This window comes from Micromonospora sp. B006 (assembly GCF_003408515.1).
Lineage (GTDB): Bacteria > Actinomycetota > Actinomycetes > Mycobacteriales > Micromonosporaceae > Micromonospora > Micromonospora echinospora_A.
This window is the reverse complement of record NZ_CP030865.1, coordinates 2,520,269-2,540,575: the sequence shown is the minus strand read 5'-3', so window position 1 is coordinate 2,540,575 and position 20,307 is coordinate 2,520,269. Positions and strand designations below refer to the sequence as shown.

Here is a 20,307-nt window from a genome sequence, read left to right as displayed (position 1 = left end):
CTCAGTCGACCAGGACCAGGTTGGCCATGTCGACCACCGGCCGGAAACCCAGCCCGGCGTAGAGCCGGTTCGACACCGGGTTGGCCTGGTCGGTGAACAGGCACACGCGCGCGCCCTCTGCCGTGAGTAGCCGGCACACCTCGGCGACCGCGTTGCCGGCCCAGCCGCGTCCGCGCTGCTCGGGCGGCGTGTAGACCGGTCCGACACGGGCCACGCCGAACGACGGCGGGTTGGCGGCGGTCAGGTGCACCGGGACGCCCGACCCGTCGGTCCAGAACCAGACCCGCCCGTCCCGGATGCGGCGCAGCAACTCGGCGCGCTCAGGCGTCTCGTGTGCGCTGGTGCCGGGCGGGCGGCCCGCCTGCTCGTCGGCGTCGGCCGTGAACGCGCCGAACCACGCGGCGACCAGGTCGACCTCGTCCGGCCCGGCGGCCCGCAGCGCGCCGGGCACCGGGGCCGGTGGCGCCAACTGGTCCAGCACGTGCAGCCGGGTGTGCTGGGCCACCTCGACCCGGCCGCCGTCGAGGCGTGCGACCTCGTCGGCGCAGGCGCGCGCGGCGGGCAGCGCGCCGTTGACCGCCCGGATCCGTTCGCCGCGCCGGTGCCACGCCCGCGCCAGCGCCACGGCGGCCTCCGGCGGCATCGGCAGCAGGAACGCCGGCCGCGGTGGGAACGGCGCGGTACGCATCGCGGCGCCCACCACCGCACCGGAGCCGTCGCGCACCACCAGCCACCAGTCGTCCTCGGGCAGCGCGACGCCCTCGGCGCGGCGGGCCGCCATCCGGCGCGTGACGCTGGCGACGACGGTGTTGATCACCGGGTCGGCGGCCAGGTACGCCTCGGCGGCGGCGAGGAACTCGTCCGGGTCGGTGCAGAAGTGCAGGGTGGGCGCGGCGGTCATGCGGGCACCGTAGTCACTGCCCGCGGCCGGGTCGTAGCGGTTTTCCCGCCCCGGCTCAGGGGGCGATGCGCAGCCGGCGGATGTGGGTGTCGTCGTACTTCTCGAACCGGAACCGCAGCCCGGCGAACGGGCTGCCGGGGAAGTCGCCGCTGATCGTCGCCGTCACCACCGTGCCGGCCGGCGTCTGCTCGACGTCGGTGATCTCGTACGACACCAGCGGCGTGCCGTCGCGCCAGGCGCGGATCTCGTCGATCCCGCGGTGGGTGCGGCCCTCGTCCTCGACCACCGCGTCGTCGGCGAACAGCGCCAGGTAGGGCTCCTTGTCGGCCTGGCCGGCGAGCGCGAAGTAGCGGCGGACGATCTCGGGCGGGTTGCTCATGGTCGCGATGCTAGGCGCCGGGACCGACAAGAAGCGCCGTGACGGTGGCGGCGGTGGCCAGCACGGCGAGCACGGCGCTGGTCGCCACGAACCGGCCCAGCGGCACGGCCACCCCGGCGGCCCGGCAGCGCTCGTACCAGATCAGTGTCGCCAGCGACGCCCACGGCGTGGCCAGCGGACCCACGTTCGTGCCGATCAGCAGCGCCAGCAACTGGGTGTGCCGGTCGGCCGCGATGACCGCCTCGCCGGCCAGGTACGCGGGCAGGTTGTTCACCACGTTGCTGAACAGCGCGCCGACCGCGCCCGCCCGCAGCGCGCCCTCCGCGCCCGGATCGGTGCCGATGAGCGTGCCCATCACGGTGTCCAGGCCGTACCGGCCGATGGTCTGCACCACCAGGAACAGCCCGGTCACGAACACCAGCAGCCGCCACGGCACCAGCGCGAGCCGCAGCCGGTGCCGGGCCCGCACCGCGAAGCCGACGACCAGGATCGCGGCGGCCACCCCGGAGGCGACGCCGATCTCCACCCCGGCGAGGATCCCGGCCACGAACAGCAGGCAGGCGGCGAGCGCCGTGCGGTAGAGCGCCCGGTCCGGCGGCACGTACGGTGGCGGCGGGTCGAACGGGTCGGCCCCGGCGCGCGCCGGACGCCAGTACCACCACCACAGCAGCAGCGCGGTCACCGCCACGGCGACGAGCTGCGGCCACCACATCCGGGCCGCCCACGGCACCGGGTCCAGGTCGACCCGGTCGCTGGCCAGGATGTTCGTCAGGTTGGACACCGGCAGCAGCAGGCTCGCCGTGTTCGCCAGCCACACGGTGGTCATCGCCAGCGGCGTCGGCGGCACGTTCAGCGCCCGGGCCAGCGCGATCATCACCGGCGTGAGCAGCACCGCCGTGGTGTCCAGGTTGAGCGCGATGGTGGTCACCGAGGCGAAGCCGACACAGAGCCAGAACAGGGCCCGGAAGCTGCCCCGCGCGGTCACCGCGACCCGGGTCGCGAGCGCGTCGAACACCCCGGCCACAGCGGTCAGCTCGGCCAGCACCACCACCGTGCCGAGGAAGATCAGGATGGGGACGATCCGCCGCATGGTCGCCTCGGCGTCGGCGCGGGGCAGCAGTCCGGTGAGCACGCACACCAGCCCGACCACGGCCAGCCCGACAGCGATCCAGTCCAGCACGTGCAGGCGGCCCCAGCGGGAACGGTCGGGCACGGCGTTCGGCGGATCGCCGGGGGTCTCCACGAGTGATGATCCTCGCACACGGCGGTGCGGGCGCAGGAGCCCGACGCGGTCGTGATCCGGGCTGCCGAGGGTGTCGATCTGTTGACCGTCGGTGGCCATAATGACCATGTGGCTGTAGGCGCGCACCCCACCCGGTCCGACCGCCCCATCGACTTCTTCATCAGTTACTCCCCGGCCGACGAACGCTGGGCGACGTGGCTGGCGTGGGAGTTCGAGGCGGCCGGCTACCGCACGCTGCTGCAGGCGTGGGACTTCGTGGCCGGCACCAACTTCATCGACTTCATGGACCGTGGCGTCCGTGAGGCCGAGGTGGTGGTGGCGGTGCTGTCCGAACGCTACCTGCACTCCACCTACGGCAAGCTGGAGTGGCAGGCCGCGCTGCGCGCCGATCCGGACGGCACCGGCAACAAGCTCGTCACGGTACGCGTCGAGGACTGCCCGATCGACGGGCTGCTCGCCACCATCACCTATGTGGACCTGGTCGGTGTGGACGACCCGGCGCAGGCCCGCAACCGGGTGCTCGACCGCATCCGTGAGGCGCTCGACGGCCGGGCCAAACCGATGCGGCAGCCGGCGTTCCCGCACCACCCGGCCGACCCGCACGGGGTGCTCGCCGCGCCGGCCGCCGGAGCGCCCGCGCCCCGCCGCGCCCGGCGTACCCCGATCAACCCGCCGCCGTTCCCGCCGGCCGCCGTGGCGCCGCCGACCGCCCGGGACACCGTCACCGTGCTCCAGGTCGCCGGGCCGCGCTTCGGCCGGGGCGTGATCACCCCCGGCGCGCCGGTCACCCCCGGCGAGGTGCAGGAACACCTGATGGGTGACCTCACGCTGCTGATGAACGACGGCGTGCCCCGGCCGGACCTGCTCGTCGTCGCCGGCAACCTGACCGAGTCGGGCAGCCCGCGCGAGTTCTCCGACGCGCTGAGCTTCCTCACCGGCCTGCGGGTGCTGCTCGGGCTGGAGCCGCACCGCCTCGTCGTGGTGCCCGGCCCGCGTGACGTGACCATGGCGGCCTGCCGCGCGTACTTCGCCACCTGCGAGGCCGACGACGTCGACCCGCAGCCGCCGTACTGGCCGAAGTGGCGGCACTACGCGCGCCTGTTCGACGACCTCTACCAGGGCCTCGACGACCGGATCTTCGACAGCGAGCAGCCCTGGACGCTGTTCCCGGTCCCGGACCTGCGGGTGGTGGTGGCCGGGCTGAACTCCACCATCGCCATCACCCACCGCGAGGAGGACCGGTACGGCTTCCTCGGCGAGGCGCAGTCCAGCTGGTTCGCCCAGCGGCTGCGCCACTACCAGCAGTCCGGCTGGCTGCGGCTGGGCGCGATGGCGCACGCCCCCGGGGCGCGCAGCCCGTACGCCGACGAGGTGCCGCCGGACCCGGTGTCGCTGCGCGACCGGGGCGCGGTCAACCGGCTGGTCGGGCCGATGCTCAACCTGCTGCTCTCCGACGCCGCGCCGTCGGCGCGGGTGGACCCGGTGGTGCCGCTGGCCGCGGCTCCCCGCGACGGCCGGGCGCAGGTGCTGCGGCTCGGTGGCGACGGCATGACGCGCTGGGTGCTCGGCCGCGACGACCGCCTCGACTCCGGCACGGTGACGGCGGTGAACTGGCCGGGTGCCGAGGCCACCTTCGGCGCGTCCGGTCCGGCCCAGGTGCCCGACCCGCGCCGCCCGGTCGCGGTCGAGGGAGCCACCCAGGGCGCGGCGGTGGCCGCCGCGCCGGTCGCCCCGGTGCAGCGCCTGCTGGACCGGCTCGCCGAGGTCTGCGAGGCCCGCTACGACCGGGTGGTGGTACGCCGCGTCGACACCGAACCGCCGCATCTGTACATCAGCTACCGCTCCGACGGCGTGGTCCGCCAGCAGCGGGTCGGCGCGCACGTGGGCACCCCCACCGCCGCCGACGTGGACGTCTTCGCCCGCCGGGTGCACGCCACCGACCCGGACATCGCCTCCGAGCTGGTCTACGACGGTGACCGGGTGCCGCGCGGACTGGCCGAGGAGGCGCAACGCCGGGGCGTGCGCGTGCTGCACCTGACCGAGTTCCAGGGCCTGCTCGACCTGCGCGAGTACGTCGCCGCGCAGACCGCCCGCCTGCAGGCCGACCGGCTCTACCCGCCCGGGCAGTACGTGCCGCAGCGCTACCGCCACCTCGTCGGCGCCGACCAGCGCGTGCGCGACGACGTGGTGGACGAGCTGCTGGAGACCGTCTCCGCCCCGGACGGCCGGTTCGTGCTGGTGCTCGGCGACTTCGGCCGGGGCAAGACGTTCGCGCTGCGGGAGGTGGCCCGGCGGCTGCCCACCGCCGCACCCGACCTGATCCCGATCCTGGTCGAGCTGCGCGCGCTGGACAAGGCGCACTCCGTCGACGGCCTGGTCGCCGCGCACCTGGCCAACCACGGCGAGCAGGTCATCGACCTCAAGGCGTTCCGCTACATGCTGCGCCAGGGCCGCATCGTGCTGCTCTTCGACGGGTTCGACGAGCTGGTCGCCCGGGTCACCTACGACCGGGCCGCCGACCACCTGGAGACGCTGCTGCAGGCCGCCGAGGGCAACGCGAAGATCGTGGTGAGCAGCCGTACCCAGCACTTCAAGACCAACTCCCAGGTGCTGACCGCGCTCGGCGAGCGGGTCGGCCTGCTGCCGCACCGGCGCGTGCTCGCCGTGGAGGACTTCACCCCCGGGCAGATCGAGGCGTTCCTGCGCAACCGGTACGGCGGCGACGAGCGGGCCGCCCGCGAACGGATGGACCTGCTCGCCGGGGTCAAGGACCTGCTCGGGCTCTCCCGCAACCCGCGCATGCTCGGCTTCATCGCCAACCTGGACGAGGGGCGGCTCGCCGCCGTCGCCGGCGCGGGCGGCACGTTCAGCGCCGCCGCGCTGTACCGGGAGATCCTGGAGTCCTGGCTGGACTTCGAGGAGCGCCGCACCCAGGGAATCCCCGGCGCGCCGGTGAGCCTGCGCCGCCCCGAGCTGTGGCAGGCGGTGAGCCGGCTGGCGTTCCAGCTCTGGGAGAGCGGCGAGGCGTACCTGCGGCTGGCCGAGCTGGCCGAGTCCACCGGCCAGCTCGCCGGCCGGGCCGACTCGCGGCTGTCCGGCCCGCAGGCGGCGCACGCGGTCGGCGCGGGCAGCCTGCTGGTCCGCACCGACGACGGGCTGTTCGGGTTCATCCACACCTCGGTCATGGAGTGGCTCGTCGCCGAGGGCGTGGCCGAGCAGCTCAACCGCGGCGAGGAACCGGCCGCGCTGGCGGTGCGGTCGCTGTCCGCGCTCGCCGTGGAGTTCCTCGGCGACCTCGCCGACCCGGCCCGCTGCACCGCCTGGACCGCGCGGGTGCTCGGCGACGAGTCGGCGGGGGAGACGCTGCGCGCCAACGCGCTGCGGCTGTCCGCCCGGCTGCGCCTGCCCGACCGGGCCGACCTGCGCGGCGCGGTGCTGCGCGGCGAGGACCTGTCGCACCGCGAACTCGCCGGGGCCGACCTGACCGGCGCCGACCTGACCGACGCGCGGCTGATCGCCACCAACCTGACCGAGGCGCGGCTGGAGCACGCCCGCCTGCGCGGCGCCCGCCTGGACCAGGCCCGCCTCGCCGGGGCGGACCTGCGCGACGCGGAGCTGGCCGGGGCGCGGCTGTTCCGTACCGACCTGCGCGGCGCGCGCGTCGCCGGCAGCAGCTGGCACCGCACCGCGCTCATCGACGTCAGCGCCGACGCGGCGCTGCTGCGCGCCCCGGAGCTGCGCGGCGCCGTCGTCGCGCCGGGCCGTCCGGTCGCGCCCGGCCTGGCCCCGCCCGCCGTGGGCGTCGGCTACGGCTTCGAGGTGGGCCGGCTGCCGGTGCCGGTGGCGTACAGCCCGGACGGCGCGGTGCTCGCCGTCGGCAGCGACGACGGCGGCGTGCTGCTCTGCGACACCGCCACCGGGCTGCCGGTACGCACGCTCCAGGGACACCGGTCCCGGGTGTACGCGGTCCGCTACGACGCCGCCTCCCACCAGCTCGTCACCGGCGCGGCCGACCTCACCGTACGGCTGTGGGACGCCGACCACGGCGACGTGCGGCACGTCATCGAGGACGTCTTCGCCGGCTGGGTCTGGCCGCTGCTCACCGACGGCCGCCGGGGCCGGCTGGTGGTCGGCGACGCGGCCGGCGTGGTCCGGCTGTACGACACCCGCACCGCCCGGCTGCGCCACGAGTGGCCCGGCCACGCCGCGCCGATCTGGGGCACCTCGTTCAGCCCGGACGGCCGGCGGGTCGTGGTGGCCGACAGCGCCGGCACGGTACGCGGCTGGGACATCCCCACCGGTCGCCTGGCCTTCGAGGTGCGCGAGCCGGAAGTCGTCTACCGGGTGGCGCACACGCCGGACGGGCGGCTGCTGGCCGCGGTCGGGCAGCACGGCCGGGTCTGGATCCGCCGGGCCGGCGACGGCGAGCTGCTGCGCTCGCCGCGCGGCCACGAGGCCGACGTGTACGCCCTCGACATCCACCCCGACGGCACGCTGATGGCCACCGGCGACACGCACGGCGCGCTGCGGCTGTGGGAGACCGAGACCGGCCGGCCGGTCCGGGTGCTCGGGCGGCAGCGGGGCGCCATCTACAGCGTCCGGTTCAACGGCGACGGCAGCCTGCTCGCCACCGCCGCCAGCGACGGCGCGATCCAGCTCTGGGACACCGACGACGGGCAGGTCCGGCACGAGCTGACCCGGCACCGCGGCTCGGTGTGGCCGGTGGTCTGGCGGCCGGACCAGAACCAGGTGGCCACCAGCAGCAACGACGGCACCACCCGGCTGTGGGACGTGCGCTCCGGGCAGCTCCAGCACACGCTGCGCGGGCACGGCCGCCGGGTCACCGCGCTGTCCTTCCGCGACGACGGGGAGGTGCTCGCCGCCTGCGGCAACGACGGCGTGATCCGGCTCTGGGAGCCGCGTACCGGCCGCCTGCTGCGGCAGCTCGCCAGCCCCGCCGACCGGCTGCTGTCGGTGGTGTTCTGCCCCGAGGAGTCGCTCGTCGCCTCACCCAGCGGCGACGGCGGCGTGCACCTGTGGAACACCGACACCGGCGCCGACGAGCGGGAACTCAACGTGGACACCGACCACGTCTGGGCGGTCGCGTTCAGCCCCGACGGCGACGCGCTGGCCACGGCTAACGACGACGACACGGTACGCCTGTGGTACCGCCGTACCGGCCGGCACTTCGCCACGCTCACCCCGCACCGGGGCCGGGTGCGTACTGTCGCGTTCAGCCCGGACGGCGAGACCATCGCCACCGGCTGCGACGACCAGACGGTACGGCTGTGGGACGCCGCCACCGCCACCTGCCGGATGACGCTGGAACACCACACCGACCGGGTCTACTCGGTCGGCTTCAACAGCGAGGGCACGCTGCTCGCAAGCGCCGGCAACGACGGCACGGCGGTGGTCTGGGACGTGCAGACCGGCCAGCCGCGCGTCGTGCTCACCGAACACGACGGGCGGCTCTGGTCGTGCGCGTTCAGCCCGGACGGCAACCTGCTCGCCACCGCCGGGGACGACCTGGTGATCCGGCTGTGGGACCCGGTCACCGGCCGCCTGCACGGCACGCTGGCCGCGCACACCCGGCGTGTCTGGTCGGTGCACTTCAGCCCGGACAGCAGCCTGCTCGCCAGCGCCGGTGACGACGGCACGGTACGGCTGTGGGACGTGGCCGACCCGGAGCATGCCCAGCTGCGGACCACGCTGATCGGCCTGCCGGACGGGTGGGCGGCGGTCAGCCCGGACGGCCGCTACAAGCTGGACGGTGACCCGGGCGGCCAGTTCTGGCACGTCATCGGCACGTGCCGGTTCGAGGTGGGCGAGCTGGACCCGTACCTCACCCAGGTCCGCCGCCTACCCGTGGACGCCCCCTTCTGACCCCGCGCCCGGCCCGCCCCTGAATCTCCCCGGTGATCAAGGAGTTTGTGTCCGGATGAGACGTCGTCTCCGACACGAACTCCTTGGTCAACTCCGCGCAGGCGGGGGAGGTGGGGGAGGCGGGGCGGCAGGTCCGGTCCAGCGGACCTCGCCGTCCTGCCACACGTCGGTGGGGGCCAGGCCGCAGGCCGTGGCCACCGCGGCCGACGCGCGGTGGTCGGGATGGACGTGGGCCACGAGGGTACGCACACCGCGCCGCCGCAGCCAGCCGACCGTCCCACGGGCGGCCTCCGTGGCGATCCCGCGCCCCTGCCACTGTGTTCCCACCACCCAGGCGATCTCCGCGACCGGTCCCGCGGTGGCCGGTGTCGCCTCGTCGAGGTGCCGGTGCCCGACTGCCCGCGCGCCCGCCGTGGCGGTGTCCGCCACCGTCCCGTGTGGCTCGGTGACCGTGGCCTGGACGAAGCCCGTCAGCCGGCCGCAGTCCCGGAGCTGGATGACCCAGTTGCACCACGTCTCGGCCGGGTCGGGTGAGCCGGCGACCAGCCGTTCGTAGCGGGCCCGCAACGCCGCCGGGGAAGCGGGCTCGCCGCCGATGAACGCGTGCAGCGCCGGGTCGGCCAGAACGGCGGCCATCTCCTGGGCGTGCTCGACACCCAGCGGCAGCAGGTTCAGCCGTGCGGTGGGGATCGGTTCCGGCGTGAACCCGCTCATCGACGTCAACGCGCCGGTCAGTTCATCCATGATCGCGCTTCCAGGAACTCGATGACCTGGTCTCGCGGCAGCGAAACGGACCTCACGGTATCCCAGACCGCAACGCCATCCGTGCCCCCAGGACAGCCAGCCCCGCTGATCTTGCAGTTTGTGCCCGGGCAGATGGGACATTCGCGTCACCGCTCGGGCCGAAAGTGCAAGATCGCGGGGGAGAGGGCGGGGGCGGGGGTGGGGGGAGGGTGACGCCGGGGCGGGCGGGGTGTGCCGCCCGCCCCGGGCCGGGACGCCGGTCAGCGGCGCCACTTCTGGTTGGTGGCGCCGGTGCAGTCCCAGATCTGCAGCCGGGTGCCGTCGGCCGAGCTGGGACCGGTGGCGTCCAGGCACTTGTTGGCCTGGGGGTTCACGATGTCGCCGGCCGCGCTGAACACCCACTTCTGCGCGCCGGTGCCGTTGCAGTCGTAGAGCTGCACCTTCGCGCCACTCGCCGTGGACCCGGCGGCCACGTCGAGGCACTTGCCGAGCGCGCGTACCGAGCCGTCGGCGTTCCAGCTCCAGCGCTGGGCGGCGGTGCCGTTGCAGGTCCAGAGCTGCACGGGCGTGCCGTTGGCGGTGTTGGCGCTGGCCACGTCGACGCACTTGTCGCCGTACCCGACGATCTGCCCGCCGGTGCCCCCGCCGCCGTTGTCCCAGGCCTGGACCCGGACGTAGTCGATGGTCATGGTCTGCGGGAACGTGGTGCTGCCGTCCGGCGAGCCGGGCCAGTTGCCGCCGACCGCCACGTTCATGATCATGAAGAACGGGTGGTCGAAGACCCAGCGGTTGCCGCCGATGTCGGCGGGCGTCTTGCGCGAGTACGCCACGCCGTCGAGGTACCAGGCGATCGAGTCCGGTGCCCAGTCCACAGTGAACGTGTCGAAGGCGTCGGCGAGCGCCTGCCCGCCCGGTAGCGAGGTGGACGCGCCGACGCCGCTGCCGCCGGAGTAGCCGGGGCCGTGCAGCGTGCCCCAGACGGTCGACGGCGCGTAGCCGACGTTCTCCATGATGTCGATCTCGCCGCTGCCGGGCCACGGGTTCGTGCCGATGTCGTTGCCGAGCATCCAGAACGCCGGCCACAGTCCCTGTCCACGCGGGACCTTGATGCGCGCCTCGAACCGCCCGTACGCCTGGGCGAACGTGCCGTTGGTGAGCAGCCGGGCCGAGGTGTACTGGCAGCTTCCGTACCAGCACGAGTAGCCGGCCGGGTTCTCCTTGCGGGCGGTGATGACCAGGTTGCCGTTGCCGTCGAGCGCGGCGTTACGGGTGCTGTTGGTGTAGTACTGCAACTCGTTGTTGCCCCAGCCGCCGCCACCGATGTCGTAGCGCCACTTGCTCGCGTCGGGCGCGGCGCCGGCGGGGCCGTTGAAGTCGTCGGACCAGGTGACCGCGCCGGGGGCGGCGATCGCGGGGGAGTGGGGGACGACGGCGAGGGCGGTGGTGAGGCCGACCGCTGTCACCGCCAGGGCGGCGAGGGTACGGATGGTGCGCACGGGGCGCCTCCTGCGGGGGTGGTGGCTGTTCCCGTCACGGCGGCCGGCCCCGCCCAACGGTAAACAAACCATACAAATAGACTTCGATGAAGGTATGAACGAAGCCGGTCGATGTCAAGAGAGCGTTTCCCGCTGGCGCTCCGAGGTCGGCCCCGGCTCGCGCTGCCGCACCACTGTCGGCCGGCGCATGTCCCGCCACGGGCCACCCAGCAGCGGCGTCAGCACCACCAGCAGGTAGCAGGCACCCATCACGACCAGCGTGGACGTGGGGCCGAACCGGTCCGCGGCGAATCCCGCACCGACCGCGCCGGCCGGCATGGCCGCCCACGCGCCCGCGCCGATCACCCCGTACACCCGGGCCCGCATCGCCGGCGGCACCCGTTCCAACTGGACCGCGCCCATCAGCGGGTTGAGCGCGCCGGCGGCCAGCCCGGCCATCGCCACCACGGCGGCCACCACCGGCAGCGGCGGCGCGGCGGCGAGCGCCCACAGTGGTGGGGCGCCGCACAGCACGTACGCGGTGACGAACGTGGCCCGGCGGGGCAGCCGGTGCCCGATCGCGCTGAACACCAGCGAGCCGACCAGCGCCCCGCCACCCATGACGCCCACCAGCAGGCCGAACGCGGCCGGCCCGCCGAGTTCCCGTTCGGCGACCACCGGTAGCAGCACGTTGCTCTTCGCCGCGTCGAACAGGTTCGTCACCAGCACCAGCAGGACCATGGCGCGCAGCAGCGGCTCGCGGACCAGGAAGCGCAGCCCGGCGGCGAACTGCCGCCAGTAGCCGCCGGTCTCCGGCTCGCTCCCGTCGTCGGGCGGTCGCAGGCCACGCGGCACCAGCAGCGTCACCACGAGGGCCGACACGGCGAACGTCACCGCGTCCAGCGCCAGCACCGGCACCGCCCCGAACACACCGACCAGCAGACCGGCCACGGGTGCGCCGATCATCCGGGCGCCGCGCGAGGTCGCGTCCTCCCACCCGGCCGCCCGCTCGATCGGCACACCTGCCGCCGCCGCGGCCTCCGGCAGCAACGCGGTGCGCGCGGTCTGCCCCGGCGTGTCCAGCAGCCCGCTGACGAAGACCAGGGCCAGCAGCGCCGGGAACGGCAGGCCGACCGTGGCGTGCAACAGGGGTACGGCGGCGATCGTCACGCCGGAGACCACGTCGGCGAGCACACTCGACCGCCGGTAGCCGATCCGGTCGACGAGCACGCCGCCGAACGCGCCGCCGAGCACCACCGGCGCGGTGGCGAACGCCCCGGCCAGCCCGGTGGCGGCCGGCGAGCCGGTCTCGGCCAGCACGTAGAGCGGCAGCGCGATGAGCGTGAGCACGTTGCCGGTCAGCGAGACGGCGTGCCCGATCAGCAGTCCGGCCAGGGGCCGGCGGTCGCGGTTCACTGCGGCCCCCGGTACGCCTGCCAGATCAGCGTGACCATCTCGGCGCCGGCTCGGCCGGGTGCGCCGCGCTCCTGCCAGCGCCGGCCCAGCGCGGACAGTTCGGCGCGCAGCTCGACCAGTTCTTCCGGTGTCAGGCGCAGCACGATGTCGCTGCTGGTGGTGCCGCGTACCCAGGCCGGGTCGAGGCTCGCCTCGGAATCCAGGTACGCCTGGTAGCGGTCCACGTAGCGCTGCATGGCGGCCTGACGCAGCAGGTTGCCGGCGAGCCGGCGCTCCGGGTCGTCGAGCAGTTCGAGCGGATCCCAGTCGGTGGTGGCGTGCGCGGCCCGCCACCACCGCTCGCGCCGGTCCCGCGCCAGGTCGGGGGCCTCGGCCACGAAGCCGTGCTCGGCCAGCTTGCCGACGTGGTAGCTGACCGAGCCCACCGCCTCGCCGGTCCGCTCGCTGAGCATGCCGACCGTCTGCGGGCCGCGCAGGCGCAGCTCGCCGAGCAGCCGCAGCCGGGTGGGGTGGGCCAGCGCCCGCATGGCTCGCGGGTCGCTCACGCGCCGGTTGCCGGTTCCGTCCGTCATGCCGCCAGGCTAGACCGACAAGAAGTGATGTACAAGGAGTCTTGTTGAATCTCCCCGGGTCTCAGTCGAGGCAGAACTCGTTGCCCTCCGGATCGGTCATCAGCACGTGCCCCGCCTCCAGCGGGGGAGCGGGCTCGTAGCGCCCGACGCGCGTCGCACCGAGTGGGACGAGCAGGTCGGCCGCCGCCTCCAGCGCCGCCATCCGGGCCTCGCCGGTCAGCCCGGGCGCTGCCCGGACGTCCAGATGAACCCGGTTCTTGACCCGCTTGGACTCCGGCACCCGCTGGAAGAACAGTCGTGGACCGGCGCCCTCCGGGTCGACCACGGCCGAGGCGTCGTTGTGCCGCTCCGGCGGAACGCCCATCGCGGTCAGCGCCTGCTCCCACGAGTCGAAGCCCTCCGGCGGGCCCTGGACCCGGTAGCCGAGGACCTCGGCCCAGAACGCCGCCAGCTTCGCCGGGTCGGCGCAGTCGATGGTGATTTGTACGTCGCGGGCCATCTCGGCTCACCTTCCGTCCGGTCCGCCGGCGAACCGGCGGCGCGTGTGATCGGTCGCCGTCCAGCCTGCCGGAGCAAGCGGACAGAGACTGTCCTCAACACGGGACGGATCAGGTTCGGCGGCCGGTGGTCCGGCCCTTGAGCCGGCGGCCCATTTCCCGCGCGATCTCCCGCTTGGCGTCCCGTTCGGCCAGCGCCTGGCGCTTGTCGTACGACCGGCGGCCCCGGGCCAGACCCAGCTCCACCTTGGCCCAGCCGTCGGCGAAGTACATCGACAGCGGCACCAGCGTGACGCCGCCGTCGCGCAGCTTCTCCAGGATGCGGGCGATCTCCACCCGGTGCAGCAGCAGCTTGCGGGTGCGCCGGGGCGCGTGGTTGGTCCAGGTGCCGAAGCCGTACTCGGCGATGTGCAGGCCGTACAGCATGATCTCGCCGTCGCGCTCCTGGGCGAACGCGTCGACCAGCGACACCCGCCCTTCGCGCAGCGACTTCACCTCGGTGCCGGCGAGCACGATGCCCGCCTCGTACGTCTTGAGGATCTCGTAGTCGTGCCGTGCCTTCTTGTTCGAGGCGATCAGCTTGCGCCCGTTCTCCCTGGCCACGCGAGCAGGGTACCGGCCTGGGGCGGCTGCGGACCGGCCGCCGGGCGGGTCGCGGCCACCCAGCCGGTGGTGATCAGCAGCAGCGCCGCGCAGTAGGTGACCATCACCAGCAGGCCCCTCCCGGGCAGCTCGATCCCGGCCGCGCCCACACCGATGAGCAGGTCGGAGACGAGGAAGAACGCGCCGCCCGCGGCGACCCGCGCCGACACCCCGGCCGCGGCGGCGGCCATCAGGCACAGTGCCAGGCTGTAGCCGAGCACCGGCACCCGCAGCGGCCCGAGCATGCCCCACAGCAGCGCGTTCGCGCCGGCCCAGGCGAGCAGGTAACCGGCCCAGGCCAGGGCCGCCGGCGCACGACGGTGCCGCACGAACGCGGTGATGAACGCGACCTGGGTGACCAGGAAGAACCCCATTCCGGCCAGGAACGCGGTGTCGCCCGGCAGGAGCAGGGCGACGTCGCCGGCGGTGGCGGCGACCAGGCCGACCGCCACCGCGTCGACCCGGCGCCGGTGCGCCCAGAGGTACGCCAGCAGCACCGGCGCCAGCAGCGGCTTGGCCAGCCACTGGAGCACTGTCGAGTCCAGCGCGACCCCGGCCAGTTCGACGGCGGCGACCAGCCCGAACAGGGGCAGCAGCCAGGCGCGCCTCATCGGGCCGGCTGCCAGCCGGGACGGCCGAACAGGTAGCCGAGGCGGTGTCGCCAGGAGCTTGCCCGGCGTACGTCGGACCAGATCGCGGCGAACTCGTGGGTGGCCACCCGCAGCGGGTTGTAGGTGCCGATGTTCTTGGTCAGCCCGTAGCGCGCGGTGGCCCGCTCCGGCTCGAACGTGCCGAACAGCCGGTCCCAGATGATCAGGATGCCGCCGTAGTTGCGGTCCAGGTACTCGGTGTTCGAGCCGTGGTGCACCCGGTGGTGCGACGGCGTGTTGAAGATCCACTCGATCGGCCGGGGCAGCACCTTGATCCGCTCGGTGTGCAGGAAGAACTGGTAGAGCAGGCTGACCGACTGCTGGAGGAAGATCATCCACGGCGGGATGCCGAGCAGCGCCAGCGCCAGCCAGAACGGCAGCGAGGTCATCGGCGTCCAGCTCTGCCGCAACGCTGTGGAGAAGTTGTAGTGGACGCTGGAGTGGTGCACCACGTGGCTCGCCCAGAGCACGCGTACCTCGTGGTGCGAGCGGTGGAACCAGTAGTAGGCCAGGTCGTCGGCGAAGAACAGGATCACCCAGGTCCACCAGTCGCCGGGGGACAGCTGCACCGGCGCCACAGTCCACAGCGCCGCGAAGAGGCCGACGGTGAGCAGCTTCCACGGGAAGCCGATGATCTGGCTGCCCAGCCCCATCGACAGGCTGGTGGTGGTGTCGCGCAGCTCGTAGCCGCGTTCGTCGTCGTCGGGCAGGAAGCGGTAGGAGACCGCCTCGATGACGATCAGGAGCAGGAACGCCGGGACGGCGTACAGCACGGCGGGGATCATGCGCGCGCTTCCCTTCCGGGGGTGGTGGGGGTCGGGGTGGTGGTGACCGGCGCGGTCAGCAGCTCCCGGGCGTGCCGGGCTGCCGCCGCGCCCTGACCGGAGGCGATCGAGGCGGCGAGACGGCGGTGCCCGGCGACGTCCAGCAGTTCGGCCGCGCGGGCGTCCGGGGGGACGTCGCCGACCGCGAACGTGCCGGCCACCAGGCTGTTGAAGGCGAGCTGGTAGGCGGTGTTGCCGCTGCCGCGCACGACCAGCCGCCAGATGGCGATGTTCGCCTCGTTCATCAGGTCCAGGTCGGGGGCCAGGTCGCCGTACTCCTCGGCGGCCCGAACCACGGCGGCGACGACCGCCGCGTCGCCGCGCTCGGCACACAGTCGGGCCGCGTCGATCCCGACGCAGGCCCGCATCTCCAGCATGTCGCGCACCAGCGTCTCCACCGGGAGTACGTCGCCGGAGCGGGCCAGGGACAGCGCCAGATCCAGCCCGGCGTGCACCCGCCAGTCGAGGACCCGGGTCGCGCCGCCCTGGCTGACCCGGACCAGGCCGAGCTGTTGCAGGCGGCGCAGCGCCTCCCGGACCGCGTGCCGGTTGACGGCGAACGCGCCGGCCAGTTCCCGCTCGCCGGGCAGCGTCTCGTCCGGCGCGTACCGCCCGGAGACGATCGCGTCGCGCAGCCGGCCGAAGACGTGGTCGGAGACCGACACGCGGGGCGCGGGATCGAAGGTCATGCGCAGCAGTGTGGCCCCGCGCACGTCAACCCGTCAACTGGTTGTACCAGTCGAATTCCGGGGCGGCCGGTGCGTACCGCAGCGGTGACCCCTCGTATCCTTTCCGCCGTAGGAGCCGCCAGAGCGAAGGGAGTCGGTGTGAGCGACGGGGTCGAGACGTTGGAGTTCCAGGCCGAGGCCCGTCAGCTGCTGCAGCTGATGGTGCACTCGATCTACTCGAACAAGGACGTCTTCCTGCGCGAACTGATCTCGAACGCGTCCGACGCGCTGGACAAGCTGCGGCTGGAGTCGCTGGTCGACAAGGACCTGTCGGCCGACACCTCCGACCTGCACATCGAGATCGAGGCCGACAAGGACGCCCGTACGCTCACCGTGCGGGACAACGGCATCGGCATGACCCGCGACGAAGTGGTCCGCCTGATCGGCACCATCGCCAAGTCCGGCACCGCCGAGCTGCTGCGCAAGCTGCGCGAGTCCTCCGACTCCGCCGCCTCCCAGGAGCTGATCGGCCAGTTCGGCGTCGGCTTCTACGCCACGTTCATGGTCGCCGACAAGGTGACGCTGCTGACCCGCCGCGCCGGACAGTCCGGCGGCACCCGCTGGGAGTCCGCGGGCGAGGGCACGTACTCGATCGAGGAGGTCGCTGACGCGCCCCAGGGCACCTCGGTCACGCTGCACCTCAAGCCCGTCGACACCGAGGATAACCTGCACGACTACACGACCGAGTGGACGATCCGGGAGATCGTCAAGCGCTACTCCGACTTCATCTCGTGGCCGATCCGGATGACGGTCGACAAGCCCGGCGAGGACGGCGAGACCACCCGCGAGGAGCAGACGCTCAACTCGATGAAGGCGCTCTGGGCGCGTTCGCGGGACGAGGTCGACGAGGCCGAGTACAAGGAGTTCTACCGGCACGTCGCGCACGACTGGGCCGACCCGCTCGAAACCATCCACATGCGTGGCGAGGGCACCTTCGAGTACGAGGCGCTGCTGTTCCTGCCCTCGCACGCCCCGCTCGACCTGTTCTCCCCGCAGGGCCGCCGCGGCGTGCAGCTCTACGTCAAGCGCGTGTTCATCATGGACGACTGCGACGCGCTCATGCCCAACTACCTGCGCTTCGTCAAGGGCGTGGTGGACGCGCACGACCTGTCGCTGAACATCTCCCGGGAGATCCTCCAGCAGGACCGGCAGATCCGCGCGGTACGCCGCCGGCTGGTCAAGAAGGTGCTCGCCACGCTCAAGGACATGTCCGCCGAGTCGTACCGCACGTTCTGGACCGAGTTCGGCGCGGTGGTCAAGGAGGGTCTGCTGGAGGACCCGGACAACACCGAGACGCTGCTGGAACTTGTCCGCGCCGCCAGCACCCACGACCCGGCCGAGCCGACCACGCTGCGCGCGTACGTGGAGCGGATGCGCGACGGCCAGACCGAGATCTACTACGCCACCGGCGAGAACCGGGCCACCATCGAGAACTCGCCGCACCTGGAGGCGTTCCGCGCCAAGGGCTACGAGGTGCTGATCCTCACCGACCCGGTGGACGAGGTGTGGGTCGAGCGCGTCGGCGCGTACGACGGGAAGACGCTGCGCTCGGTCGCCAAGGGTCAGGTGGACCTGGAGACCGAGGAGGAGAAGGAGAAGGCCGAGGCCGAACGGCAGGAGTACGCCGATTTGCTCACGTTCCTCGGCGGCGCGCTCGCCGACAGCGTCAAGGAGGTGCGCCTGTCCACCCGGCTGACCACGTCACCGGCCTGCGTCGTGGGCGACGCGCACGACATGACGCCGACGCTGGAGAAGATGTACCGGGCGATGGGCCAGGAGGTGCCCCAGGTCAAGCGGATCCTGGAGCTGAACCCGGCCCACCCGCTGGTCACCGGGCTGCGCAAGGCGCACGGCGAGGTCGGCGACACGGCCGCGCTGACCGAGACCGCCGAGCTGCTGTACGGCATGGCGTTGCTGGCCGAGGGCGGCGAGCTGGCCGACCCGGCCCGGTTCACCCGCATCCTGGCCGACCGCTTGGCCCGCGGCCTCTAGCCCCGCCCGACCCGACCCGGCTAGCCCGGCCCGGCTAGCCCGGCCCGACCTGGCTCGGCTCGGCCCGGCCCGACCTGGCTCGGCTCGGCCCGGCCCGACCTGGCTCGGCCCGGCCTGGCCCAACCTGGCCTGGCCCGGCCTGGCCCGGCCCGGCCTGGCCCGGCCCGGCCCGGCCTGGCCCGGCCCGGCTCGGCTCGTCCGACTCGACCCGACCTGGCTGGCTTGATCGACTCCGTTACGCCGAGGTGGCGGTATCGGGGTGCCTCCGATGCCTCCACCTCGGCGAGCTGGTGTCGATCAAGCCTCGGGAAGTCGATGCGGGCGGTTGTCGGGTCAGTCCTTCGCCGGGCTCGTGCGGGAGGCTGGCTGCTGCTTGATCCACTCCAGCCCGCCGAAGTGGTGGTATCGGACGGGCCCTGACCCCACCACCTCGGCGAGCTGGTGTTGATCACGCTGGGGTGTCTCAGGGTGGGGAAGATCGATCCCACCTGCAGGGATGTCAGGGGCTATGGGTGAGTGAGCGCCCTGGTGGAGATGGTCTTGCGGGCGCCCGCGTCGGCGGGGCGGCCCAGGTGCGCAGGTGTGGATCGGGCGGATCTGACGGAGCACCGCTTGGCGGGCGCCGGCTGATGGCGGGTCTTGTCGAAGGCTGTTGATCGAGTGTGCCCGGGCGGTTGTCGTGGCTGCTGCTTGATCGACTCCATTACGCCGAAGTGGCGGCATCCGACCGCCTCTGACGCCGCCACCTCGCCGAACTTGAGTGGACCACGATGGGTGTCCCAGAGTGGGGAAGATCGGTCCCGGATGGAGGGACGTCGGGAACTCTCGGTGAGTGAGCGGCCCGGTGGGGTGGTTCTACAGGCCCTCGTCGATGGTTGCGGGCCGGGGCGGATCTGGTGGAGCTGGGTGCGGCGGGTGCCGGGTTCGTGTCGGGGGGCGCTGATCGGCTGTGCCGAAGCGGCCGCCGTTGGCAGCCGACCGGACCGAGGTCGATGCGCGCGCCGGGCAGCAGCCGTGCGGATGCCGAACATCCGTGGCTGGTGGGCGCGCCGAGCGTGATCGGGGCCGTCTCGCCGAGGTGACGCCGCCACCTCGGCGAGGCGGAGCGGCGGATCAGGGGAGCGCGGGATAGAGCGCGGCCACTCCGCCGGACAGGCCGGCCTGGACCCGGCGGGCCACGTCGTCGGCCAGGATCTCGTAGCTGTCGGCCTCGATGCCGTCGACAGCGAGCCGGGCGACCTCCGCCGGGTCGGCCTTCGGGCCGGGTACGGCGGCGGCCATCTCGGTGTCCATGTAGCCCACGTGCAGCCCTGCGACGCGGACGCCACGGTCGGCCAGCTCCAGGCGGAGCGCGTTGGTCATCGACCATTCGGCGGCCTTGGCCGCGCCGTACGCGCCGACCCCGGGGAAGGTGAGCCAGGACAGCGCGGACAGGACGTTCAGGATCGTCCCGCCGCCGTTCGCCGTGATCCGGGGCGCGAACGCGCGTACCACCGACAGCGTGCCGAGGTAGTGCGTCTCCAGCTCCAGCCGGATCTGCGCGAGGTCCCCGTCGAGCAGGTTGGCGCCGGTGCTCACGCCGGCGTTGTTGACGAGCAGCGTCACGTCCCCGGCCCGCTCGGCGGCGGCGGCCGCCGACGCGGGGTCGGTGATGTCGAGGCGTACCGGGGTGACGCCGGGCAGGTTCACGGTGTCCGGGTTGCGCGCGCCGGCCCAGACGGTGGCGCCGCGCGCGACGAGTTCGGCGGCCAGGTGCCGGCCGAAGCCACGGTTGGCGCCGGTGACCAGGGCGGTGCTTCCAGCGATCTTCATGTCTCGCTCCGAGAGGTGGTGAGGAAGGGGGGTCAGGCGGACAGCAGGCCCGGACCGGGCAGCACGGCCAGCTCGCCGGGCGGTACGTCGTGCCCGGCGTCGCAGCGCAGCCGGGCGTGCACGGCAGCGCCGCACTCGTCGTGGGCCACCCGGACCGCGGGGCCCGCCTCGTCGGCGGCGTACGTGTCGCCCCACTGCCGCAGCGCGACGAGCACCGGGATGAGATCGCTGCCCTTGGATGTGAGCACGTACTCGTCGCGGGTGCGCTGCCCGGGCTCGCGGTAGGGGCGCCGGTCGAGCAGCCCGTCGGCGACGAGCTGCTTGAGGCGTGCGGCGGCGACGGGCTCGCTGATGCCGACCCGCCGGGCGAAGTCGTCGAAGCGGCGGGTGCCGAACGACGCCTCCCGCAGCAGGAGCAGCGTGGTGCGGTTGCCGACCACCTCCAGCGCCCGGGCGATCGAGCAGTTGGCGGTGGACCAGGAGTCACGCTGCGCGAGGAGGTCCGTCATGGCGTCGACGGTACCCCCTGACTTAGGAAATCAGAAGTCA

At 73.3% G+C, this 20,307-nt stretch carries 16 protein-coding genes; 2 read left to right on the top strand and 14 right to left on the bottom strand.

What is annotated here, in order from left to right:
* Position 1 precedes the first annotated feature (1 nt).
* Genes MicB006_RS12130 through MicB006_RS12120 form a run of 3 tightly spaced genes read right to left on the bottom strand, consistent with a single transcriptional unit; the run spans position 2 to position 2,523 of the window.
* Positions 2 to 901: a GNAT family N-acetyltransferase gene (locus tag MicB006_RS12130; protein ID WP_116506050.1), complete on the bottom strand. Its 900-nt coding sequence runs from the start codon at positions 899 to 901 to the stop codon at positions 2 to 4.
* 55 nt (positions 902 to 956) lie between these two features.
* Entirely contained in the window at positions 957 to 1,280 is a 324-nt protein-coding gene (locus MicB006_RS12125; RefSeq protein WP_116506048.1) for a nuclear transport factor 2 family protein, read from the bottom strand.
* A gap of 10 nt (positions 1,281 to 1,290) precedes the next feature.
* Positions 1,291 to 2,523, bottom strand: a complete 1,233-nt coding sequence (locus tag MicB006_RS12120) for an SLC13 family permease (protein WP_116511380.1) — start codon at positions 2,521 to 2,523, stop codon at positions 1,291 to 1,293.
* Between the two features lie 108 nt (positions 2,524 to 2,631).
* Between MicB006_RS12120 and MicB006_RS12115 the strand changes: the two genes are divergently transcribed.
* Positions 2,632 to 8,406 (top strand): TIR domain-containing protein, encoded by a 5,775-nt coding sequence (locus MicB006_RS12115; RefSeq protein ID WP_116506046.1) that lies wholly within the window; start codon positions 2,632 to 2,634, stop codon positions 8,404 to 8,406.
* 87 nt (positions 8,407 to 8,493) lie between these two features.
* Here the strand turns inward: MicB006_RS12115 and MicB006_RS12110 are convergent, their stop codons facing one another.
* The 9 genes from MicB006_RS12110 to MicB006_RS12065 form a co-directional block, all read right to left on the bottom strand.
* Positions 8,494 to 9,150, bottom strand: coding sequence for a GNAT family N-acetyltransferase (locus MicB006_RS12110; RefSeq protein ID WP_116506044.1), 657 nt, complete (start codon positions 9,148 to 9,150; stop codon positions 8,494 to 8,496).
* A gap of 260 nt (positions 9,151 to 9,410) precedes the next feature.
* A complete protein-coding gene (locus MicB006_RS12100) occupies positions 9,411 to 10,646 on the bottom strand; it encodes a glycoside hydrolase family 16 protein (RefSeq protein ID WP_116506042.1) in 1,236 nt (411 codons plus the stop codon).
* 114 nt (positions 10,647 to 10,760) lie between these two features.
* On the bottom strand, positions 10,761 to 12,041 hold the full coding sequence (locus MicB006_RS12095; RefSeq protein WP_116506040.1) for an MFS transporter: 1,281 nt from the start codon (positions 12,039 to 12,041) through the stop codon (positions 10,761 to 10,763).
* Positions 12,038 to 12,613, bottom strand: coding sequence for a helix-turn-helix domain-containing protein (locus tag MicB006_RS12090; RefSeq protein ID WP_116506038.1), 576 nt, complete (start codon positions 12,611 to 12,613; stop codon positions 12,038 to 12,040). The genes MicB006_RS12095 and MicB006_RS12090 overlap by 4 nt, the downstream gene beginning before the upstream one ends.
* A gap of 61 nt (positions 12,614 to 12,674) precedes the next feature.
* Entirely contained in the window at positions 12,675 to 13,112 is a 438-nt protein-coding gene (locus tag MicB006_RS12085; RefSeq protein WP_116506037.1) for a VOC family protein, read from the bottom strand.
* A 109-nt stretch (positions 13,113 to 13,221) separates the two neighbouring features.
* Positions 13,222 to 13,713 carry an SsrA-binding protein SmpB gene (gene smpB / locus MicB006_RS12080; RefSeq protein ID WP_116506035.1) on the bottom strand — a complete coding sequence of 164 codons (492 nt, stop codon included), beginning with the start codon at positions 13,711 to 13,713 and terminating at the stop codon, positions 13,222 to 13,224.
* Positions 13,686 to 14,363: a lysoplasmalogenase gene (locus MicB006_RS12075; RefSeq protein WP_116506033.1), complete on the bottom strand. Its 678-nt coding sequence runs from the start codon at positions 14,361 to 14,363 to the stop codon at positions 13,686 to 13,688. The genes smpB and MicB006_RS12075 overlap by 28 nt, the downstream gene beginning before the upstream one ends.
* The gene (locus MicB006_RS12070; protein ID WP_116506031.1) at positions 14,360 to 15,187 is read right to left on the bottom strand and encodes a sterol desaturase family protein; all 828 of its coding nucleotides are present in this window, start codon (positions 15,185 to 15,187) and stop codon (positions 14,360 to 14,362) included. Before MicB006_RS12070 ends, MicB006_RS12075 begins: the two co-directional genes overlap by 4 nt.
* Complete coding sequence (locus MicB006_RS12065; RefSeq protein WP_073828651.1) at positions 15,184 to 15,915, bottom strand: FadR/GntR family transcriptional regulator; 732 nt, start codon at positions 15,913 to 15,915, stop codon at positions 15,184 to 15,186. The genes MicB006_RS12070 and MicB006_RS12065 overlap by 4 nt, the downstream gene beginning before the upstream one ends.
* 138 nt (positions 15,916 to 16,053) lie before the next feature.
* On the opposite strand from MicB006_RS12065, the gene htpG reads away from it, so the two are divergent.
* Positions 16,054 to 17,946: a molecular chaperone HtpG gene (gene htpG, locus MicB006_RS12060; RefSeq protein ID WP_116506029.1), complete on the top strand. Its 1,893-nt coding sequence runs from the start codon at positions 16,054 to 16,056 to the stop codon at positions 17,944 to 17,946.
* A 1,113-nt stretch (positions 17,947 to 19,059) separates the two neighbouring features.
* On the opposite strand, the gene MicB006_RS12055 is transcribed toward htpG, so the two are convergent.
* Complete coding sequence (locus tag MicB006_RS12055) at positions 19,060 to 19,758, bottom strand: SDR family oxidoreductase (protein WP_116506027.1); 699 nt, start codon at positions 19,756 to 19,758, stop codon at positions 19,060 to 19,062.
* A gap of 32 nt (positions 19,759 to 19,790) precedes the next feature.
* The gene (locus MicB006_RS12050) at positions 19,791 to 20,267 is read right to left on the bottom strand and encodes a helix-turn-helix domain-containing protein (RefSeq protein WP_116506026.1); all 477 of its coding nucleotides are present in this window, start codon (positions 20,265 to 20,267) and stop codon (positions 19,791 to 19,793) included.
* Between the last annotated feature and the right edge of the window lie 40 nt (positions 20,268 to 20,307).